Here is a 14314-nt window from a genome sequence, read left to right on the forward strand (position 1 = left end):
TCGTATGACTTGGGCAATTATCGACAGCCTATTCCATGCTTGTCAATGCTGCATGTCGGTAGCGAGCGCTTGCCCAGATTGCCCATCGGCTCACAGCAACGACAGCGGATAGTTGAAGATCAAGCGGTTCTCATCGAACTCGTTGTTGCTGAAGCTGCGGCGAATGCTCGAGTTGCGCCACTTCACACTCAAGTCCTTGAACGCCCCGCTCTGGATGACATAGGCCAACTCCGATTCACGCACCCACTCCTTGCCGTCGCTGACCGCTGCGGTGTGCACATCGCGGCCGCTGATGTAGCGGTTCATCAGGGTCAGGCCGGGGATGCCCAGGGCCACGAAGTTGTAGTCATGGCGCACCTGCCAGGAGCGTTCGTTGGCGTTGTCGAAGCTTGCGTTGTAGCTGTCGTTGGCCAAGGTGCCGCCGCTGGTGCCGTTGACCCGCATCCAGGTGTCGCCGTCGACCTTCTGCAAGCCGATCCAGAACGTGTTGCCGCCGTATTTGGCGGAGAACATTCCGGAGTAGGTCTTGTTGTCCAGCTTGCCGGCGCGCTGCGAGCCGTCGTCATCGCCCTGGAAGTAACCGAGGTTGGCGCCCAAGGTCCAGGCGCCAGCCGGTTGAATGTGGTTCAACTGCAGGTACTGCTGCTGATACACATCCTTGAGCACCGCATTCCACAGGCCCACCAGCGTGCGCTCCTGGTTGAACTTGTACTCGCCGCCCACGAAATTGAACCGATCCGACAAGGCGCCGGCGTAGCTCATGTCGTCCATGCTCGCATCGTTGCGCGGGCTGTTGCCGCGGAACTGGCCGCCATACAAGGTCAGCCCGGCAATCTCGTTGGAGGTGATCTGCCCGCCCCGGAAGGTCTGCGGCAACGAGCGGCCATCGTCAGAGCGCAGGATCGGCAGCACTGGCATCCACTCGCCGATCTTCAGTTCGGTCTTGGAGATGCGCGCCTTGCCGGCGACGGCCAGGCGCCCGTAGTCATCGGCAGGGCGTCCGTCGTCGTGGCGCGGCAGCAGCGCGGTGCCATAGGTGCCGCCACCGCCATCGAGCTTGACCGACCATAGGCCCAGTACATCCACGCCGAACCCGACCGGGCCTTGGGTGAAGCCTGAGCGGGCGTCGAGGATGAAGCTCTGGGTCCATTCCTCGGCTTTGCTTTGCGGGTTGGCGGGGTTGGTAAAGTTGCGATTGATGTAGAAGTTGCGCAGCCCCAGGACGGCTTTGCTGTCTTCGATGAAACCTTGTGCAGCACCAACGCCAGGCACGGCACTGAGCAGGCTGACGCCGAACAGCGCGTAGGAGAGGGAGGTCTGGCAGATTTTCGACATGGGATGCGTCCATTTTCTATTGTTTTTGTTATGCGTTGTCGTACAACCTCGGCGTTTTTATCAAGTGCAAAAACCCCTGTCAACGTGAGAAATATCCAGCTAAGCAAGGTGTCAAGTGAATCTTTTCTAGCGAAGGCTCTACTTCGCGCGTTAGCTGTTGAGTACGGTCATACGATGACAGCAGCGGATTGTTACGATTAGTGCAAAGGGTTTGACGCGATTACTCAATGAGTCGCGGAATCATTTCGTAATACTATTCTTGGTCTCTGAACGGCTAATCGTTTCAGTCCCATGGATACGGAGATTTCGCGCATGAGCTCTACCCGTGCTTCACAACCCCCGCGCCTGTTACCCAGGCTATTGGGCGTGCTGTTCGCGCTGATGGGCCTGGCCCTGCTGGCGGGCGGCATCAAACTGGCGACCCTGGGTGGTTCGCTGTATTACCTGCTGGCCGGCGTCGGCCTGCTGATCACCGGTGGCCTGCTGTGGGGCCAACGCCGCGAAGCGCTGAGCGTCTATGGCATCGTGCTGCTGCTGAGCTCACTGTGGTCATTGATGGAAGTCGGGTTGGACTGGTGGCAACTGGTGCCGCGCCTGGCCCTGTGGTTCGTCCTGGGTGTGGTGTTGCTGCTGCCCTGGCTGCGCAAGCCACTGACCGTAGGCCAACCTTACCCGCTTGGCACGGGTGTGCTGGCAGCGGGCGTGGCGGTGGCGGGGCTGATGGCCGTGGCCAGCCAGTTCACCAACCCCAATACCATTGTGGGTCGCCTGGACCGCGACACCGCAGGGACCGACAGCGCCGCGCCGCCGATGCCCGATGGCGACTGGCAGGCCTATGGCCGCACCGCCTTCGGCGACCGCTACTCGCCGCTCAAGCAGATCACCCCAGAGAACGTCGGCACCCTCAAGCCGGCCTGGACCTACCGCACCGGCGACCTGCCTGGCCCTAACGACCCGGCTGAAACCACGGCGGAAAACACCCCGCTCAAGGTCAACGACAAGTTGTATGTGTGCACCCCGCACAGCCAGGTGATCGCCCTCGATCCGGACAGCGGCAAGGAACTGTGGCGATTCGATCCCAAGTTGAGCACCCAGAACGCCGATAACTTCAAGGGCTGGGCGCACATGACCTGTCGCGGCGTGGCCTATTTCGACACCGCCCAGGCCCAAGCCAGTGCGGCCACCGGACAGGCCTGCGCCAAGCGTATCTACGTACCTACCGCCGACACCCGTCTGATCGCCCTGGATGCCGATACCGGCAAGCAATGTGAAGGTTTCGGCGACAACGGCCAGATCGACCTGACCCGCAACATCGGCACCTTCGCCGCCGGGGGCTACTACTCGACCTCGCCACCGGCGATTGCCGGCGGCCTGGTGATCCTCGGTGGCCACGTCACCGACAACGTCTCGACCGACGAGCCCTCGGGCGTGATTCGTGCCTATGACGCCATCACCGGCAAACTGGTGTGGAACTGGGACAGCGGCAACCCGGACGCCACCGCGCCGATTGCCGAGGGCCAGTTTTACACACGCAACTCGCCGAACATGTGGTCGGTGATCAGCGTCGACGAAAAGCTGGGCATGCTCTACCTGCCGATGGGCAACCAGATGCCTGACCAGTGGGGCGGCAACCGCACGCCAGAATCGGAGAAGTACAGCGCCGGTGTGGTGGCGCTGGACGTCGCCACCGGCCAGGTCCGCTGGAACTACCAATTCACCCACCACGACCTGTGGGACATGGACGTCGGCGGCCAGCCGAGCCTGATCGATATCAAGACAGCCGATGGCGTCAAGCCGGCGCTGATGGCCTCGACCAAGCAGGGCAGCATCTACGTGCTGGACCGCAGCAATGGCCAGCCCCTGGTACCGATCAAGGAGACGCCGGTACCGCAAGGTGCGGTCGAGGGTGACCACACTTCGCCAACCCAGCCGATGTCCGCGCTCAACTTCATGCCGCCGACCTTGCGCGAGCATGACATGTGGGGCGTGACCCCGTTCGATCAGTTGCTCTGCCGTATCGACTTCCGCTCGCTGCGCTATGAGGGCATCTACACGCCGCCGTCGTTGCAGGGCTCGCTGGTGTACCCGGGCAACTTCGGGGTGTTCGACTGGGGCGGTATCTCGGTCGATCCAGTGCGCCAGATCGCTTTCGTCAACCCCAGCTACATGGCTTTCAAGTCGCAGTTGGTACCGGCGGCCAAGATTGCCGGCCAGCCGGCACGCAAGAGCGAAACCGAAGGCATTCAGCCAAACAAGGGCGCGCCGTATGGTGTGATCATGAGCGCCTTCCTGTCGCCGATGGGCTTGCCATGCCAGGCGCCGTCATGGGGCTATGTGGCCGCCGTGGACCTGACCACGCACAAGGTGATCTGGAAGCACAAGAACGGCACCGTGCGCGACAGCTCGCCAGTGCCGATCCCGCTGACCATGGGCGTGCCAAGCCTGGGCGGCAGCTTCACCACCGCCAGTGGCCTGGCGTTCCTCAGCGGCACTCTGGATCAGTACCTGCGGGCGTATGACGTGCGCGATGGCAAGGTGCTGTGGGAGGGGCGCCTGCCGGCAGGCGCGCAGACCACGCCGATGACCTACACCGGCAAGGACGGCCGCCAGTACGTGCTGGTGATGGCCGGCGGCCACGGCTCGCTCGGCACCAAGATGGGCGACTACGTCATGGCCTTCGCGTTGCCTGAGTAAGCCCCGCGACCTGACGCGGCCCGTGTGGGAGCGGCCTCGTGTCGCGAAAGGCCCCGTAGCGTCCCCAGCAATTCGAGCTATCAGCTGGAATCCTGGGGACGCTACGCACCCCCTTCGCCACACGCGGCCGCTCCCACACGTCCATCCTCCCAAGCCCTTCATCAAAGCATTCCTTGGATCCCGGTCAGTACCGACCAGGGTCGGCGTACCTCCTTTCTTCTAGTCCCTATATGTGGGATAGAATTTTACATATTGGAATTTTCCGCTCTTCAGGTTTATAGTCGCCCGCACTCACTGCCAAAAACAAAACAGGTGAAGCGATGCAAGCGCAATTGATCGCGCTCGACTGGGGAACCACCTCCCTGCGTGCCTACAAACTCGCCGCCGCTGGCCAGGTGCTGGAATCTCGCGCCTCGCCGCACGGCATCATGCAACTGCCCAGCACCCCACGGCTGATCAACGGCACGCTGTGCAGCGATGGTTTCGAACTGGCCTTCGCGCAGGCCTGCGCTGACTGGCTGGCGGCCGACCCGGCCCTGCCGGTGATCGCCTGCGGCATGGTCGGCAGCGCCCAGGGCTGGCGCGAGGCGACCTACCGCGACACCCCGGCCAACGTCGCCAGCCTCGGCGCTGCCCTGCAGACGCTGCGCAGCGTGTGCGGCGTCGACGTACACATCGTGCCTGGGGTGATGCAACGCTCGGCGCTGCCCAACGTCATGCGCGGTGAAGAAACCCAAGTGCTCGGCGCACTTGCCGAGCTGCCCGACGACGATGTGCTGATCGGCCTGCCAGGCAGCCATTCGAAGTGGGTGCAGGTGGCCGACGGGTGCATCGTGCAGTTCGACACCTTCATGACCGGCGAGGTGTTCGCCGTGCTCAGCGAACACAGCATCCTTGGCCGTACCCAGCAGCGCGGCGGCGCGTTCGATGCGGCGGCGTTCGACCGCGGCGTGCAGGTCGCGCAGTCGGCCGAGGGCAACAGCGGCCCGTTGTCGACCCTGTTCAGCGCCCGCACCTTGGGCCTGACGGGCGCACTCAGCGGCGCAGCCCAGGCTGATTACCTCTCTGGGCTGTTGATTGGCCATGAGCTCGCCGCCCTGGCCCAGCTGCAGCGTCAGCGCCGCCCTGGCGCGCCGTTGCCGGCCGTGCTGCTGATCGGCAATGGCCCGCTGTGCACCCGCTACTGCCGTGCCCTGCAGGCCTGCGGCTTCGGCCGTGTCAGCGTGGCCGCGCACGCCACCGAACGTGGCCTGTGGCAACTGGCAGTGGCCGCGGGCCTGATCCAACCCACCTGAAAGGAGTCCCGACATGCTCGAACAAGCACTGGCGCACAATGGCCTGATCGCGATCCTGCGCGGCCTGCAGCCGCACGAAGCGGCGTCGATCGGTCAAGCCCTGTATGACGCAGGTTTTCGCATCATCGAAGTCCCGCTCAATTCCCCCGCGCCCCTGGACAGCATTCGCACGCTGCGCAACTGCTTGCCCGCCGATTGCCTGATCGGCGCCGGCACCGTGCTGAGCGCCGCACAGGTCGAGCAGGTCAAGCAGGCGGGCGGGCAACTGATCGTCATGCCCCATGGCGATGCCCAGGTATTGCGCGCGGCCAAGGCAGCGGGCCTGTACCTGGCGCCGGGTGTCGCCACGCCCACCGAAGCCTTTGCCGCGCTGGCCGAAGGCGCCGACGTGCTCAAGCTATTCCCCGCCGAGCAGATGGGCCCGGCAGTGGTCAAGGCGTGGCTCGCCGTGCTGCCGGCCGGCACCGTGCTGGCGCCGGTGGGCGGCGTGACCCCCGACAACCTCCAGCACTTCCATGCCGCTGGCGCCAGAGGCTTCGGCCTTGGCTCCGGCCTGTACAAGCCAGGCATGACGCCCGAGCAGGTCGCCGCCACTGCCAAGGCGTACGTGACCGCTTGGCATGCCCTGAGCTGATCCCGCCCGACGCTGCACCCCAACAAGAGAGACAAGCAGATGAAAATTACCAAGTTGACCACCTTCATCGTTCCGCCGCGCTGGTGCTTCCTCAAGATTGAAACCGACCAGGGCGTGAGCGGCTGGGGCGAACCGGTGGTCGAAGGGCGGGCGCACACGGTCGCCGCCGCCGTCGAGGAGCTGGCCGACTACCTGATCGGCAAGGACCCGCGCAACATCGAAGACATCTGGACGGTGCTCTACCGCGGCGGCTTCTACCGGGGCGGCGCCGTGCACATGAGCGCCTTGGCCGGCATCGACCAAGCGTTGTGGGATATCAAGGGCAAGGCCCTGGGCGTGTCGGTCAGCGACCTGCTCGGCGGCCAGGTTCGCGACAAGATCCGCGTCTATTCGTGGATCGGTGGTGATCGCCCGGCCGATACCGCCCGGGCCGCGCAAGAGGCGGTAGCGCGGGGGTTCACTGCGGTGAAGATGAACGGCACCGAGGAGCTGCAATTCCTCGACACCTTCGCCAAGGTCGACCAGGCCTTGGCCAATGTCGCGGCGGTACGCGATGCGGTGGGGCCGAACGTCGGCATCGGCGTCGATTTCCACGGCCGGGTGCACAAGCCCATGGCCAAGGTGCTGATGAAGGAGCTCGACCCGTTCAAGCTGATGTTCATCGAAGAACCGGTGCTCAGCGAAAACTATGAAGCGCTAAAAGAGCTGGCGCCGCTGACCAGCACGCCGATCGCCCTGGGCGAGCGGCTGTTTTCGCGCTGGGACTTCAAGCGCGTGCTCAGCGAAGGCTACGTGGACATCATCCAACCGGATGCTTCCCACGCTGGCGGCATCACCGAAACCCGCAAGATCGCCAACATGGCCGAGGCCTACGACGTGGCGCTGGCCCTGCATTGCCCCTTGGGGCCGATCGCCCTGGCCGCCTGCCTGCAACTCGACGCGGCTTGCTACAACGCGTTCATCCAGGAGCAGAGCCTGGGTATTCATTACAACGAAAGCAACGACCTGCTCGACTACGTGCGCGACCCCGGCGTGTTCGACTACGAGCAGGGCATGGTGAAGATCCCCAATGGCCCGGGCCTGGGCATCGAGATCAACGAGGACTATGTGATCGAGCGCGCCGCCATCGGCCACCGCTGGCGCAATCCGATCTGGCGGCATGCCGACGGCAGCTTCGCCGAATGGTGATGTCTGCGCCCTGACCGTGTTGCACCGACCTCAATAAACATAACAAGAGGCACGTCCCATGCACCCGCACACCCTCACTGGGCAGGCCGCCCTGGTGGCGCCCAGCCGCAAGCGTTTTTTCATCATGCTGCTGCTGTTCATCACGGTGGTGATCAACTACCTCGACCGCAGCAACCTGTCGATCGCGGCACCGGCGTTGACCAGTGAGCTGGGCATCGACCCGATTCACGTCGGCCTGGTGTTCTCGGCGTTCGGCTGGACCTACGCGGCCATGCAGATTCCAGGCGGCTGGCTGGTCGATCGGGTCCCGCCGCGTATCCTTTACAGCGCAGCGCTGGTGCTGTGGTCGTTGGCCACCGTGATGCTCGGATTCGTCTCGAGCTTCATCGCCCTGTTCGTCCTGCGCATGGCGGTGGGGGCGCTGGAAGCCCCGGCCTACCCGATCAACAGCCGGGTGGTCACCACCTGGTTCCCCGAGCGCGAACGGGCCACGGCCATTGGCTTCTACACCTCCGGCCAGTTCGTCGGCCTGGCTTTTCTAACGCCGGTGCTGGCCTGGCTGCAGCATGCCTTCGGCTGGCACATGGTGTTCGTCGCCACCGGCGCAGTGGGCATCCTGTGGGGTGTGATCTGGTACGCGGTGTACCGCGAGCCGCGTGATTTCAAGGGCGCCAACCCAGCGGAGATCGAGCTGATCCGCGAGGGCGGAGGGCTGGTGGACATGCAGCGCGAGCAGAGCCAGGCCAAGGCCCGCTTCAGCTGGCTGGACCTGGGTATCGTGCTGAGCAAACGCAAGTTGTGGGGCATCTACCTGGGGCAGTTCTGCCTGAACTCGACCTTGTGGTTCTTCCTCACCTGGTTCCCCACCTACCTGGTCAAGTACCGCGGCATGGATTTCATCAAGTCCGGCCTGTTGGCGTCGCTGCCGTTTCTCGCAGCCTTCGTCGGGGTGCTGTGTTCAGGCGTATTTTCCGACTGGTTGATCCGCCGCGGCGCCAGTGTCGGCTTCGCCCGCAAGCTGCCGATCATCAGCGGTTTGTTGATTTCCACCGCGATCATCGGCGCCAACTTCGTCGAATCCACGCCGCTGGTGATCGCGTTCCTGGCGCTCGCATTCTTCGGCAACGGCCTGGCATCGATCACCTGGTCGCTGGTTTCGACCCTGGCGCCTGCGCGCTTGCTCGGCCTGACCGGAGGGGTGTTCAACTTCATCGGCAACCTCTCGGCGATCGTCACGCCCATCGTCATCGGCGTACTCGCCAGCGGCGACTCCTTCGCCCCGGCGATCACCTACATCGCCGCCTTGGCGTTGATCGGCGCGCTGTCCTACATCTTGTTGGTCGGCAAGGTCGAGCGTATCGAGTTGTAGCGGCGCCCTGCGGGCGACCATAATGGCGCCCGCCCATTTTTGCTCAACGGTACAGGCTGCCCATGCAGGAAGACCCCGCAAAAACCGCCCCTACCGGCACCCAGACCCTGCTCCGCGGCCTGGCCGTGGTGCAGGCCGTGGCCGCCGGCGCGCGCGACCTCAAGGACATCGCCCGGCACATCGGCACGACCCGCAGCACGACCCACCGGCTGGCCAGCTGCCTGGTCGAAGAGCGCTACCTGCGTGTGGTGCCGCAGGTCGGCTATCTGCTCGGCCCCAAGCTGATCGAACTCGGCTTCCAGGCCCGTGAAGAGCTTGCGCTGGTGACCCTGGCCGGCCCTTATCTGGACGAGCTTTCGGCGATGACCGGTGACACCATCCACCTGGCCATCCGCGAAGGGGACGAGGTGCTGTACCTGCACAAGACCCCCGGGCGCAACGGCCCGGAAATGCGCTCGCGGGTCGGCCATCGCATGCCGCTGGCGCGCACCGGCATCGGCAAGGCGCTGATGCTCGACGATACCCCGGCCGAGTGGCAGCGCTTGTATGAAACCAGCCTGCCGGCGGGCGGCAAGAGCGCGTTCTGGCCGCAGCATACCGAGCAGACCTGGGCGCAGTTCGAGCAACGCATGGCCGAGTATGTGGCGGGCGGCTACGCATTTGACCTGGAAGACAACGAACCGTCGATCCGCTGCGTAGCCGCGCCGGTGCGCGACGCCAGCCGGCGGATCGTCGCCGGGATCAGTGTGGCCAGTACCGTGCCGTACATGTCGGAAGAAAAGATGCGCGCACTGATCCCGGTGATCCAGGATGTGGCTCTCAGACTGTCGGCAGAACTTGGCCTGAAGACCTGAGCGCCGCTCGCGATGCGTCGTGGGTGGGGCGCTCGATTTCACCTGCGCAAGAAAGTCGCAATGCCGAATGCAAAAAAGGCTGCCATATGGCAGCCTTTTCGATGCTTGGCCCGGACACTCAGTCCCAGCTCAGCGCACCACCGGTCTGGTACTCGATCACCCGCGTCTCGAAGAAGTTCTTCTCTTTCTTCAAGTCCATGATCTCGCTCATCCATGGGAACGGGTTGGTGGTCCCTGGATACTCTTCCTTCAAGCCAATCTGGGTCAGACGACGGTTGGCGATGAACTTGAGGTAGTCCTCCATCATTGCCGCGTTCATGCCCAGTACGCCGCGTGGCATGGTGTCGCGGGCGTATTCGATCTCCAGCTGGGTCCCTTGCAGGATCATCTGGGTCGCTTCTTCCTTCATCGCCGCGTCCCACAGGTGCGGGTTCTCGATCTTGATCTGGTTGATCACATCGATGCCGAAGTTCAGGTGCATCGACTCGTCACGCAGGATGTACTGGAACTGCTCGGCAACGCCGGTCATCTTGTTGCGACGGCCCATCGACAGGATCTGGGTGAAGCCGCAGTAGAAGAAGATGCCTTCCAGGACGCAGTAATAGGCGATCAGGTTGCGCAGCAGCTCTTTGTCGGTTTCGACGGTACCGGTGTTGAATTCCGGATCGGAGATGGCGCGGGTGTACTTCAGGCCCCAAGCGGCCTTTTTCGCCACCGACGGGATCTCGTGGTACATGTTGAAGATCTCGCCTTCATCCATGCCCAGCGACTCGATGCAGTACTGGTAGGCGTGGGTGTGGATCGCCTCTTCGAAGGCCTGGCGCAGGATGTACTGGCGGCACTCGGGGTTGGTGATCAGACGGTACACGGCCAGGGCCAGGTTGTTGGCAACCAGCGAGTCGGCGGTGGAGAAGAAGCCGAGGTTGCGCATGACGATGCGGCGCTCGTCTTCGGTCAGGCCGTCCATGCTCTTCCACAGGGCGATGTCGGCGGTCATGTTGACCTCTTGCGGCATCCAGTGGTTGGCGCAGCCGTCCAGGTACTTCTGCCAGGCCCAGTCGTACTTGAACGGGACCAGCTGGTTGAGGTCGGCGCGGCAGTTGATCATGCGCTTTTCATCGACCGCAACGCGCGCGGCGGAGCCTTCCAGTTCGGCCAGGCCCTCGGCGACGTCGAGCGCATCGAGGGCGGCCTTGGCGCGCTTGACGGCTTCGGAGTCAGCAGCGGTAGCCGCACGGGCTTCGAGGGCGGCGGCACCGCCGGCGCTGTCGAGCTTGTCGAGGGTAGCGGCGGCATTGGCCTGCGCAGGGGTGTTGCCTTTGGCGGCGATTTCGCCGTCTTCTTCTTTGTCGAATTCGTCCCAGCTCAGCATGGTGAGATTCTCCTGCTTGAGGGCCATCTATGGAGTATGGCCGGTGGATCTTGGTTGCGGTGCGCTGCACGCAAATCTGGAGTGCCCAGAAGGGCTGGCCGAGGCTTTGCAGCCACGGCTTATTGTGTCTGCTGTGGGGGGCGGCGGGCGTACCAGCCTCATTGCGGGTGAGCCCGCTCCCACAGGGTCCGCAGTCATGCGGAAAACGCGTTGAGGCTTCCCGAAGAAAGCCTCGGCCCAGCCTTACTGGCAGGCTTCGCAGTCAGGCTCGTCGATCGCGCAGGCCTTCGGCACTGGCGCGGGGCCCGCTGCCTGGACCGGGGCGCTGTCGCCACCGCTGGAAACGGCGTTGAGCTTGCCGGTGTTGATGGTCGACTTCTCGGTGCTGGTCGCGGCCAGGGCACGGAGGTAGTAGGTGGTCTTCAGACCACGGTACCACGCCATGCGGTAGGTCACGTCCAGCTTCTTGCCCGAGGCGCCAGCGATGTACAGGTTCAGCGACTGCGCCTGGTCGATCCACTTCTGGCGACGCGAGGCGGCGTCGACGATCCACTTGGTCTCGACTTCGAACGCGGTGGCGTACAGGTCTTTCAGCTCTTGCGGGATACGCTCGATCTGCTGCACCGAACCGTCGTAGTACTTCAGGTCGTTGATCATGACCGAGTCCCACAGGCCGCGGGCCTTGAGGTCGCGGACCAGGTACGGGTTGATCACGGTGAATTCGCCCGACAGGTTCGATTTCACGTACAGGTTCTGGTAGGTCGGCTCGATCGACTGCGACACGCCAGTGATGTTGGCGATGGTCGCGGTTGGCGCGATGGCCATGATGTTCGAGTTACGAATACCTTTCTGTACGCGGGCACGGACCGGTGCCCAGTCCAGGCTCTCGTTCAGGTCGACATCGATGTACTTCTGGCCACGGGCTTCGATCAGGATCTGTTGCGAATCCAGCGGCAGGATGCCCTTGGACCACAGCGAACCCTGGAACGTCTCGTAGGCGCCGCGCTCGTCCGCCAGGTCACAGGAGGCCTGGATGGCGAAGTAGCTGACCGCTTCCATCGACTTGTCGGCGAACTCCACGGCGGCGTCGGAGCCGTACGGGATGTGCTGCAGGTACAGCGCGTCCTGGAAGCCCATGATGCCCAGGCCGACAGGGCGGTGCTTGAAGTTCGAGTTGCGGGCCTGCGGCACCGAGTAGTAGTTGATGTCGATCACGTTGTCGAGCATGCGCACGGCAGTGTTGACGGTGCGCTGCAGCTTGGCGGTGTCGAGCTTGCCATCGGTGATGTGGTTCGGCAGGTTGATCGAGCCCAGGTTGCAGACCGCGATCTCGTCCTTGTTGGTGTTCAAGGTGATCTCGGTGCACAGGTTCGAGCTATGCACCACGCCCACGTGCTGCTGCGGCGAACGCAGGTTGCACGGGTCCTTGAAAGTCAGCCACGGGTGGCCGGTCTCGAACAGCATCGACAACATCTTGCGCCACAGGTCTTTGGCCTGGATGGTCTTGAACACCTTGATCTTGTTGTACTCGGTCAGGGCTTCGTAGTACTCGTAGCGTTCTTCGAAGGCCTTGCCGGTCAGGTCGTGCAGATCAGGCACTTCCGATGGCGAGAACAGGGTCCACTTGCCGTCATCGAAGACGCGCTTCATGAACAGGTCAGGGATCCAGTTGGCAGTGTTCATGTCGTGGGTACGACGACGGTCATCACCGGTGTTCTTGCGCAGCTCGATGAACTCTTCGATGTCCAGGTGCCAGGTTTCCAGGTAGGCACACACCGCGCCCTTGCGCTTGCCACCCTGGTTCACGGCAACGGCGGTGTCGTTGACCACTTTCAGGAACGGCACGACGCCCTGGGATTTACCGTTGGTACCCTTGATGTAGGAGCCCAGTGCACGCACAGGCGTCCAGTCGTTGCCCAGGCCACCGGCGAATTTCGACAGCATGGCGTTGTCGTGGATCGCGTGGTAGATGCCCGACAGGTCGTCCGGCACGGTGGTCAGGTAGCAGCTCGACAGCTGCGGGCGCAGGGTACCGGCGTTGAACAGGGTCGGCGTCGAGGCCATGTAGTCGAACGAGGAGAGCAGGTTGTAGAACTCGATCGCCCGCGCTTCCTTGTCTTTTTCTTCCAGCGCCAGGCCCATGGCCACCCGCATGAAGAACACCTGCGGCAGCTCGAAGCGCACGCCATCCTTGTGGATGAAGTAGCGGTCGTACAGGGTCTGCAGGCCCAGGTAGGTGAATTGCTGGTCGCGCTCGTGGTTGATCGCCTTGCCCAGCTTTTCCAGGTCGAAGTCGGCCAGGGCAGGGTTCAGCAGTTCGAACTCGACACCCTTGGCGACATAGGCGGGCAGGGCCTTGGCGTACAGCTCGGCCATCTCGTGGTGAGTAGCGCTGTCGGCGACGTTGAGGAAACCCAGGCCTTCGGAGCGCAGGGTGTCCATCAGCAGGCGGGCGGTGACGAACGAGTAGTTCGGCTCACGCTCGACCAGGGTACGGGCGGTCATCACCAGGGCGGTGTTGACGTCCTTGATGGCCACGCCGTCGTACAGGTTCTTCAGGGTTTCGCGCTGGATCAGGTCACCATCGACTTCGGCCAGGCCTTCGCAGGCTTCGCTGATGATGGTGTTCAGGCGCGCCATGTCCAGCGGCGCCAGGCTGCCGTCGGCCAGGGTGATGCGGATGCTTGGGTGCGGCTCGACCACTGAGTCGGTGCTGACCCGGGTGGCGCGCTCCTTGGCGCGCTGCTCGCGGTAGATCACGTAGTCGCGGGCGACTTTCTGCTCGCCGGCACGCATCAGGGCCAGTTCGACCTGGTCCTGGATTTCTTCGATGTGGATGGTGCCACCCGACGGCATGCGGCGCTTGAACGTGGCAGTGACCTGCTCGGTCAGGCGCGCGACGGTGTCGTGGATGCGCGACGAGGCGGCGGCGGTGCCACCTTCAACTGCGAGGAACGCCTTGGTGATGGCCACGGTGATCTTGTCGTCGGTGTAGGCGACGACAGTGCCGTTGCGCTTGATCACACGCAGTTGGCCCGGAGCGGTGGCAGCCAGATCCTGGTTGGACTCAGCGGCCTGCGGCGCCAAAGCCTGCTGGCTCTCGCGAGTTGTGTCGGTTTGCATGGGTGGGTGTCTCCACAGTTTCAATAGTGTTCAGGCGCCACGCTCGGCGCCCACCGTTCCGTCCACTTGCTCGATGACCTTCGCGGGGATGCGGCATGCACGCGCATCCGCCCGCTCGGGCGTACCGACTTCGGGACAGATCAGGAATAAGGGGCAATAACCTGCCGCTCCCTGGCCGAAGTCAAATGCTCAAGGGTTGACCCAAAAGCTGTTGCTCTCAATGCTTCCGCTGGAGCGGTTTGGCTGCTGAAACCACGTTTAGTTCTGCCAGAAAAATCGCTTGAATTTCTCCGCAGGGTGGTGTTGGTGATTGTGAGACAAACCCAACATGTAGTGGTTCGCTGCGATGGGGATACAAGATAATGCGGTCTTGGTGGCTTTGCAAGGCGAGCGCCTGTGGATAACGTGTGCGTACTTTGTGTGTGAAACGTGGCTGTCGGCTGTAGGCCT

The 14314-nt window shown here is 63.4% G+C and carries 9 protein-coding genes; 6 read left to right on the top strand and 3 right to left on the bottom strand.

What is annotated here, in order from left to right; genetic code table 11:
* Positions 1–90: 90 nt before the first annotated feature.
* On the bottom strand, positions 91–1335 hold the full coding sequence (locus ACLEJW_RS21245) for an OprD family porin (RefSeq protein WP_313299079.1): 1245 nt from the start codon (positions 1333–1335) through the stop codon (positions 91–93).
* A gap of 312 nt (positions 1336–1647) precedes the next feature.
* Between ACLEJW_RS21245 and ACLEJW_RS21250 the strand changes: the two genes are divergently transcribed.
* The 6 genes from ACLEJW_RS21250 (at position 1648) to ACLEJW_RS21275 (ending at position 9369) form a co-directional block, all read left to right on the top strand.
* The gene (locus ACLEJW_RS21250) at positions 1648–4029 is read left to right on the top strand and encodes a glucose/quinate/shikimate family membrane-bound PQQ-dependent dehydrogenase (RefSeq protein WP_313299076.1); all 2382 of its coding nucleotides are present in this window, start codon (positions 1648–1650) and stop codon (positions 4027–4029) included.
* A gap of 320 nt (positions 4030–4349) precedes the next feature.
* Positions 4350–5324 (top strand): 2-dehydro-3-deoxygalactonokinase, encoded by a 975-nt coding sequence (locus ACLEJW_RS21255; RefSeq protein WP_440778212.1) that lies wholly within the window; start codon positions 4350–4352, stop codon positions 5322–5324.
* A gap of 13 nt (positions 5325–5337) precedes the next feature.
* Positions 5338–5958 carry a 2-dehydro-3-deoxy-6-phosphogalactonate aldolase gene (locus tag ACLEJW_RS21260; protein WP_313299070.1) on the top strand — a complete coding sequence of 207 codons (621 nt, stop codon included), beginning with the start codon at positions 5338–5340 and terminating at the stop codon, positions 5956–5958.
* Positions 5959–5997: 39 nt separating this feature from the next.
* Complete coding sequence (gene dgoD, locus ACLEJW_RS21265; RefSeq protein ID WP_145193240.1) at positions 5998–7146, top strand: galactonate dehydratase; 1149 nt, start codon at positions 5998–6000, stop codon at positions 7144–7146.
* A 58-nt stretch (positions 7147–7204) separates the two neighbouring features.
* On the top strand, positions 7205–8515 hold the full coding sequence (locus ACLEJW_RS21270; RefSeq protein WP_440778213.1) for an MFS transporter: 1311 nt from the start codon (positions 7205–7207) through the stop codon (positions 8513–8515).
* A gap of 62 nt (positions 8516–8577) precedes the next feature.
* Complete coding sequence (locus ACLEJW_RS21275) at positions 8578–9369, top strand: IclR family transcriptional regulator (RefSeq protein ID WP_440778214.1); 792 nt, start codon at positions 8578–8580, stop codon at positions 9367–9369.
* Positions 9370–9487: 118 nt separating this feature from the next.
* Here ACLEJW_RS21275 and ACLEJW_RS21280 read toward each other — a convergent pair whose 3' ends face one another.
* Both ACLEJW_RS21280 and ACLEJW_RS21285 read right to left on the bottom strand, forming a co-directional pair.
* Entirely contained in the window at positions 9488–10741 is a 1254-nt protein-coding gene (locus ACLEJW_RS21280) for a ribonucleotide-diphosphate reductase subunit beta (protein ID WP_145193246.1), read from the bottom strand.
* Positions 10742–10984: 243 nt separating this feature from the next.
* Positions 10985–13864, bottom strand: a complete 2880-nt coding sequence (locus ACLEJW_RS21285; RefSeq protein WP_440778215.1) for a ribonucleoside-diphosphate reductase subunit alpha — start codon at positions 13862–13864, stop codon at positions 10985–10987.
* Between the last annotated feature and the right edge of the window lie 450 nt (positions 13865–14314).

It is taken from the genome of Pseudomonas sp. SMSB3 (assembly GCF_052041965.1).
Lineage (GTDB): Bacteria > Pseudomonadota > Gammaproteobacteria > Pseudomonadales > Pseudomonadaceae > Aquipseudomonas.

Excerpts from the sequence above, each read along its gene's own strand:
- ACLEJW_RS21245 (WP_313299079.1), bottom strand. The coding sequence starts at position 1,335 with ATGTCGAAAATCTGCCAGACCTCCCTCTCCTACGCGCTGTTCGGCGTC.
- ACLEJW_RS21250 (WP_313299076.1), top strand. The coding sequence starts at position 1,648 with ATGAGCTCTACCCGTGCTTCACAACCCCCGCGCCTGTTACCCAGGCTA.
- ACLEJW_RS21255 (WP_440778212.1), top strand. The coding sequence starts at position 4,350 with ATGCAAGCGCAATTGATCGCGCTCGACTGGGGAACCACCTCCCTGCGT.
- ACLEJW_RS21260 (WP_313299070.1), top strand. The coding sequence starts at position 5,338 with ATGCTCGAACAAGCACTGGCGCACAATGGCCTGATCGCGATCCTGCGC.
- dgoD (WP_145193240.1), top strand. The coding sequence starts at position 5,998 with ATGAAAATTACCAAGTTGACCACCTTCATCGTTCCGCCGCGCTGGTGC.
- ACLEJW_RS21270 (WP_440778213.1), top strand. The coding sequence starts at position 7,205 with ATGCACCCGCACACCCTCACTGGGCAGGCCGCCCTGGTGGCGCCCAGC.
- ACLEJW_RS21275 (WP_440778214.1), top strand. The coding sequence starts at position 8,578 with ATGCAGGAAGACCCCGCAAAAACCGCCCCTACCGGCACCCAGACCCTG.
- ACLEJW_RS21280 (WP_145193246.1), bottom strand. The coding sequence starts at position 10,741 with ATGCTGAGCTGGGACGAATTCGACAAAGAAGAAGACGGCGAAATCGCC.
- ACLEJW_RS21285 (WP_440778215.1), bottom strand. The coding sequence starts at position 13,864 with ATGCAAACCGACACAACTCGCGAGAGCCAGCAGGCTTTGGCGCCGCAG.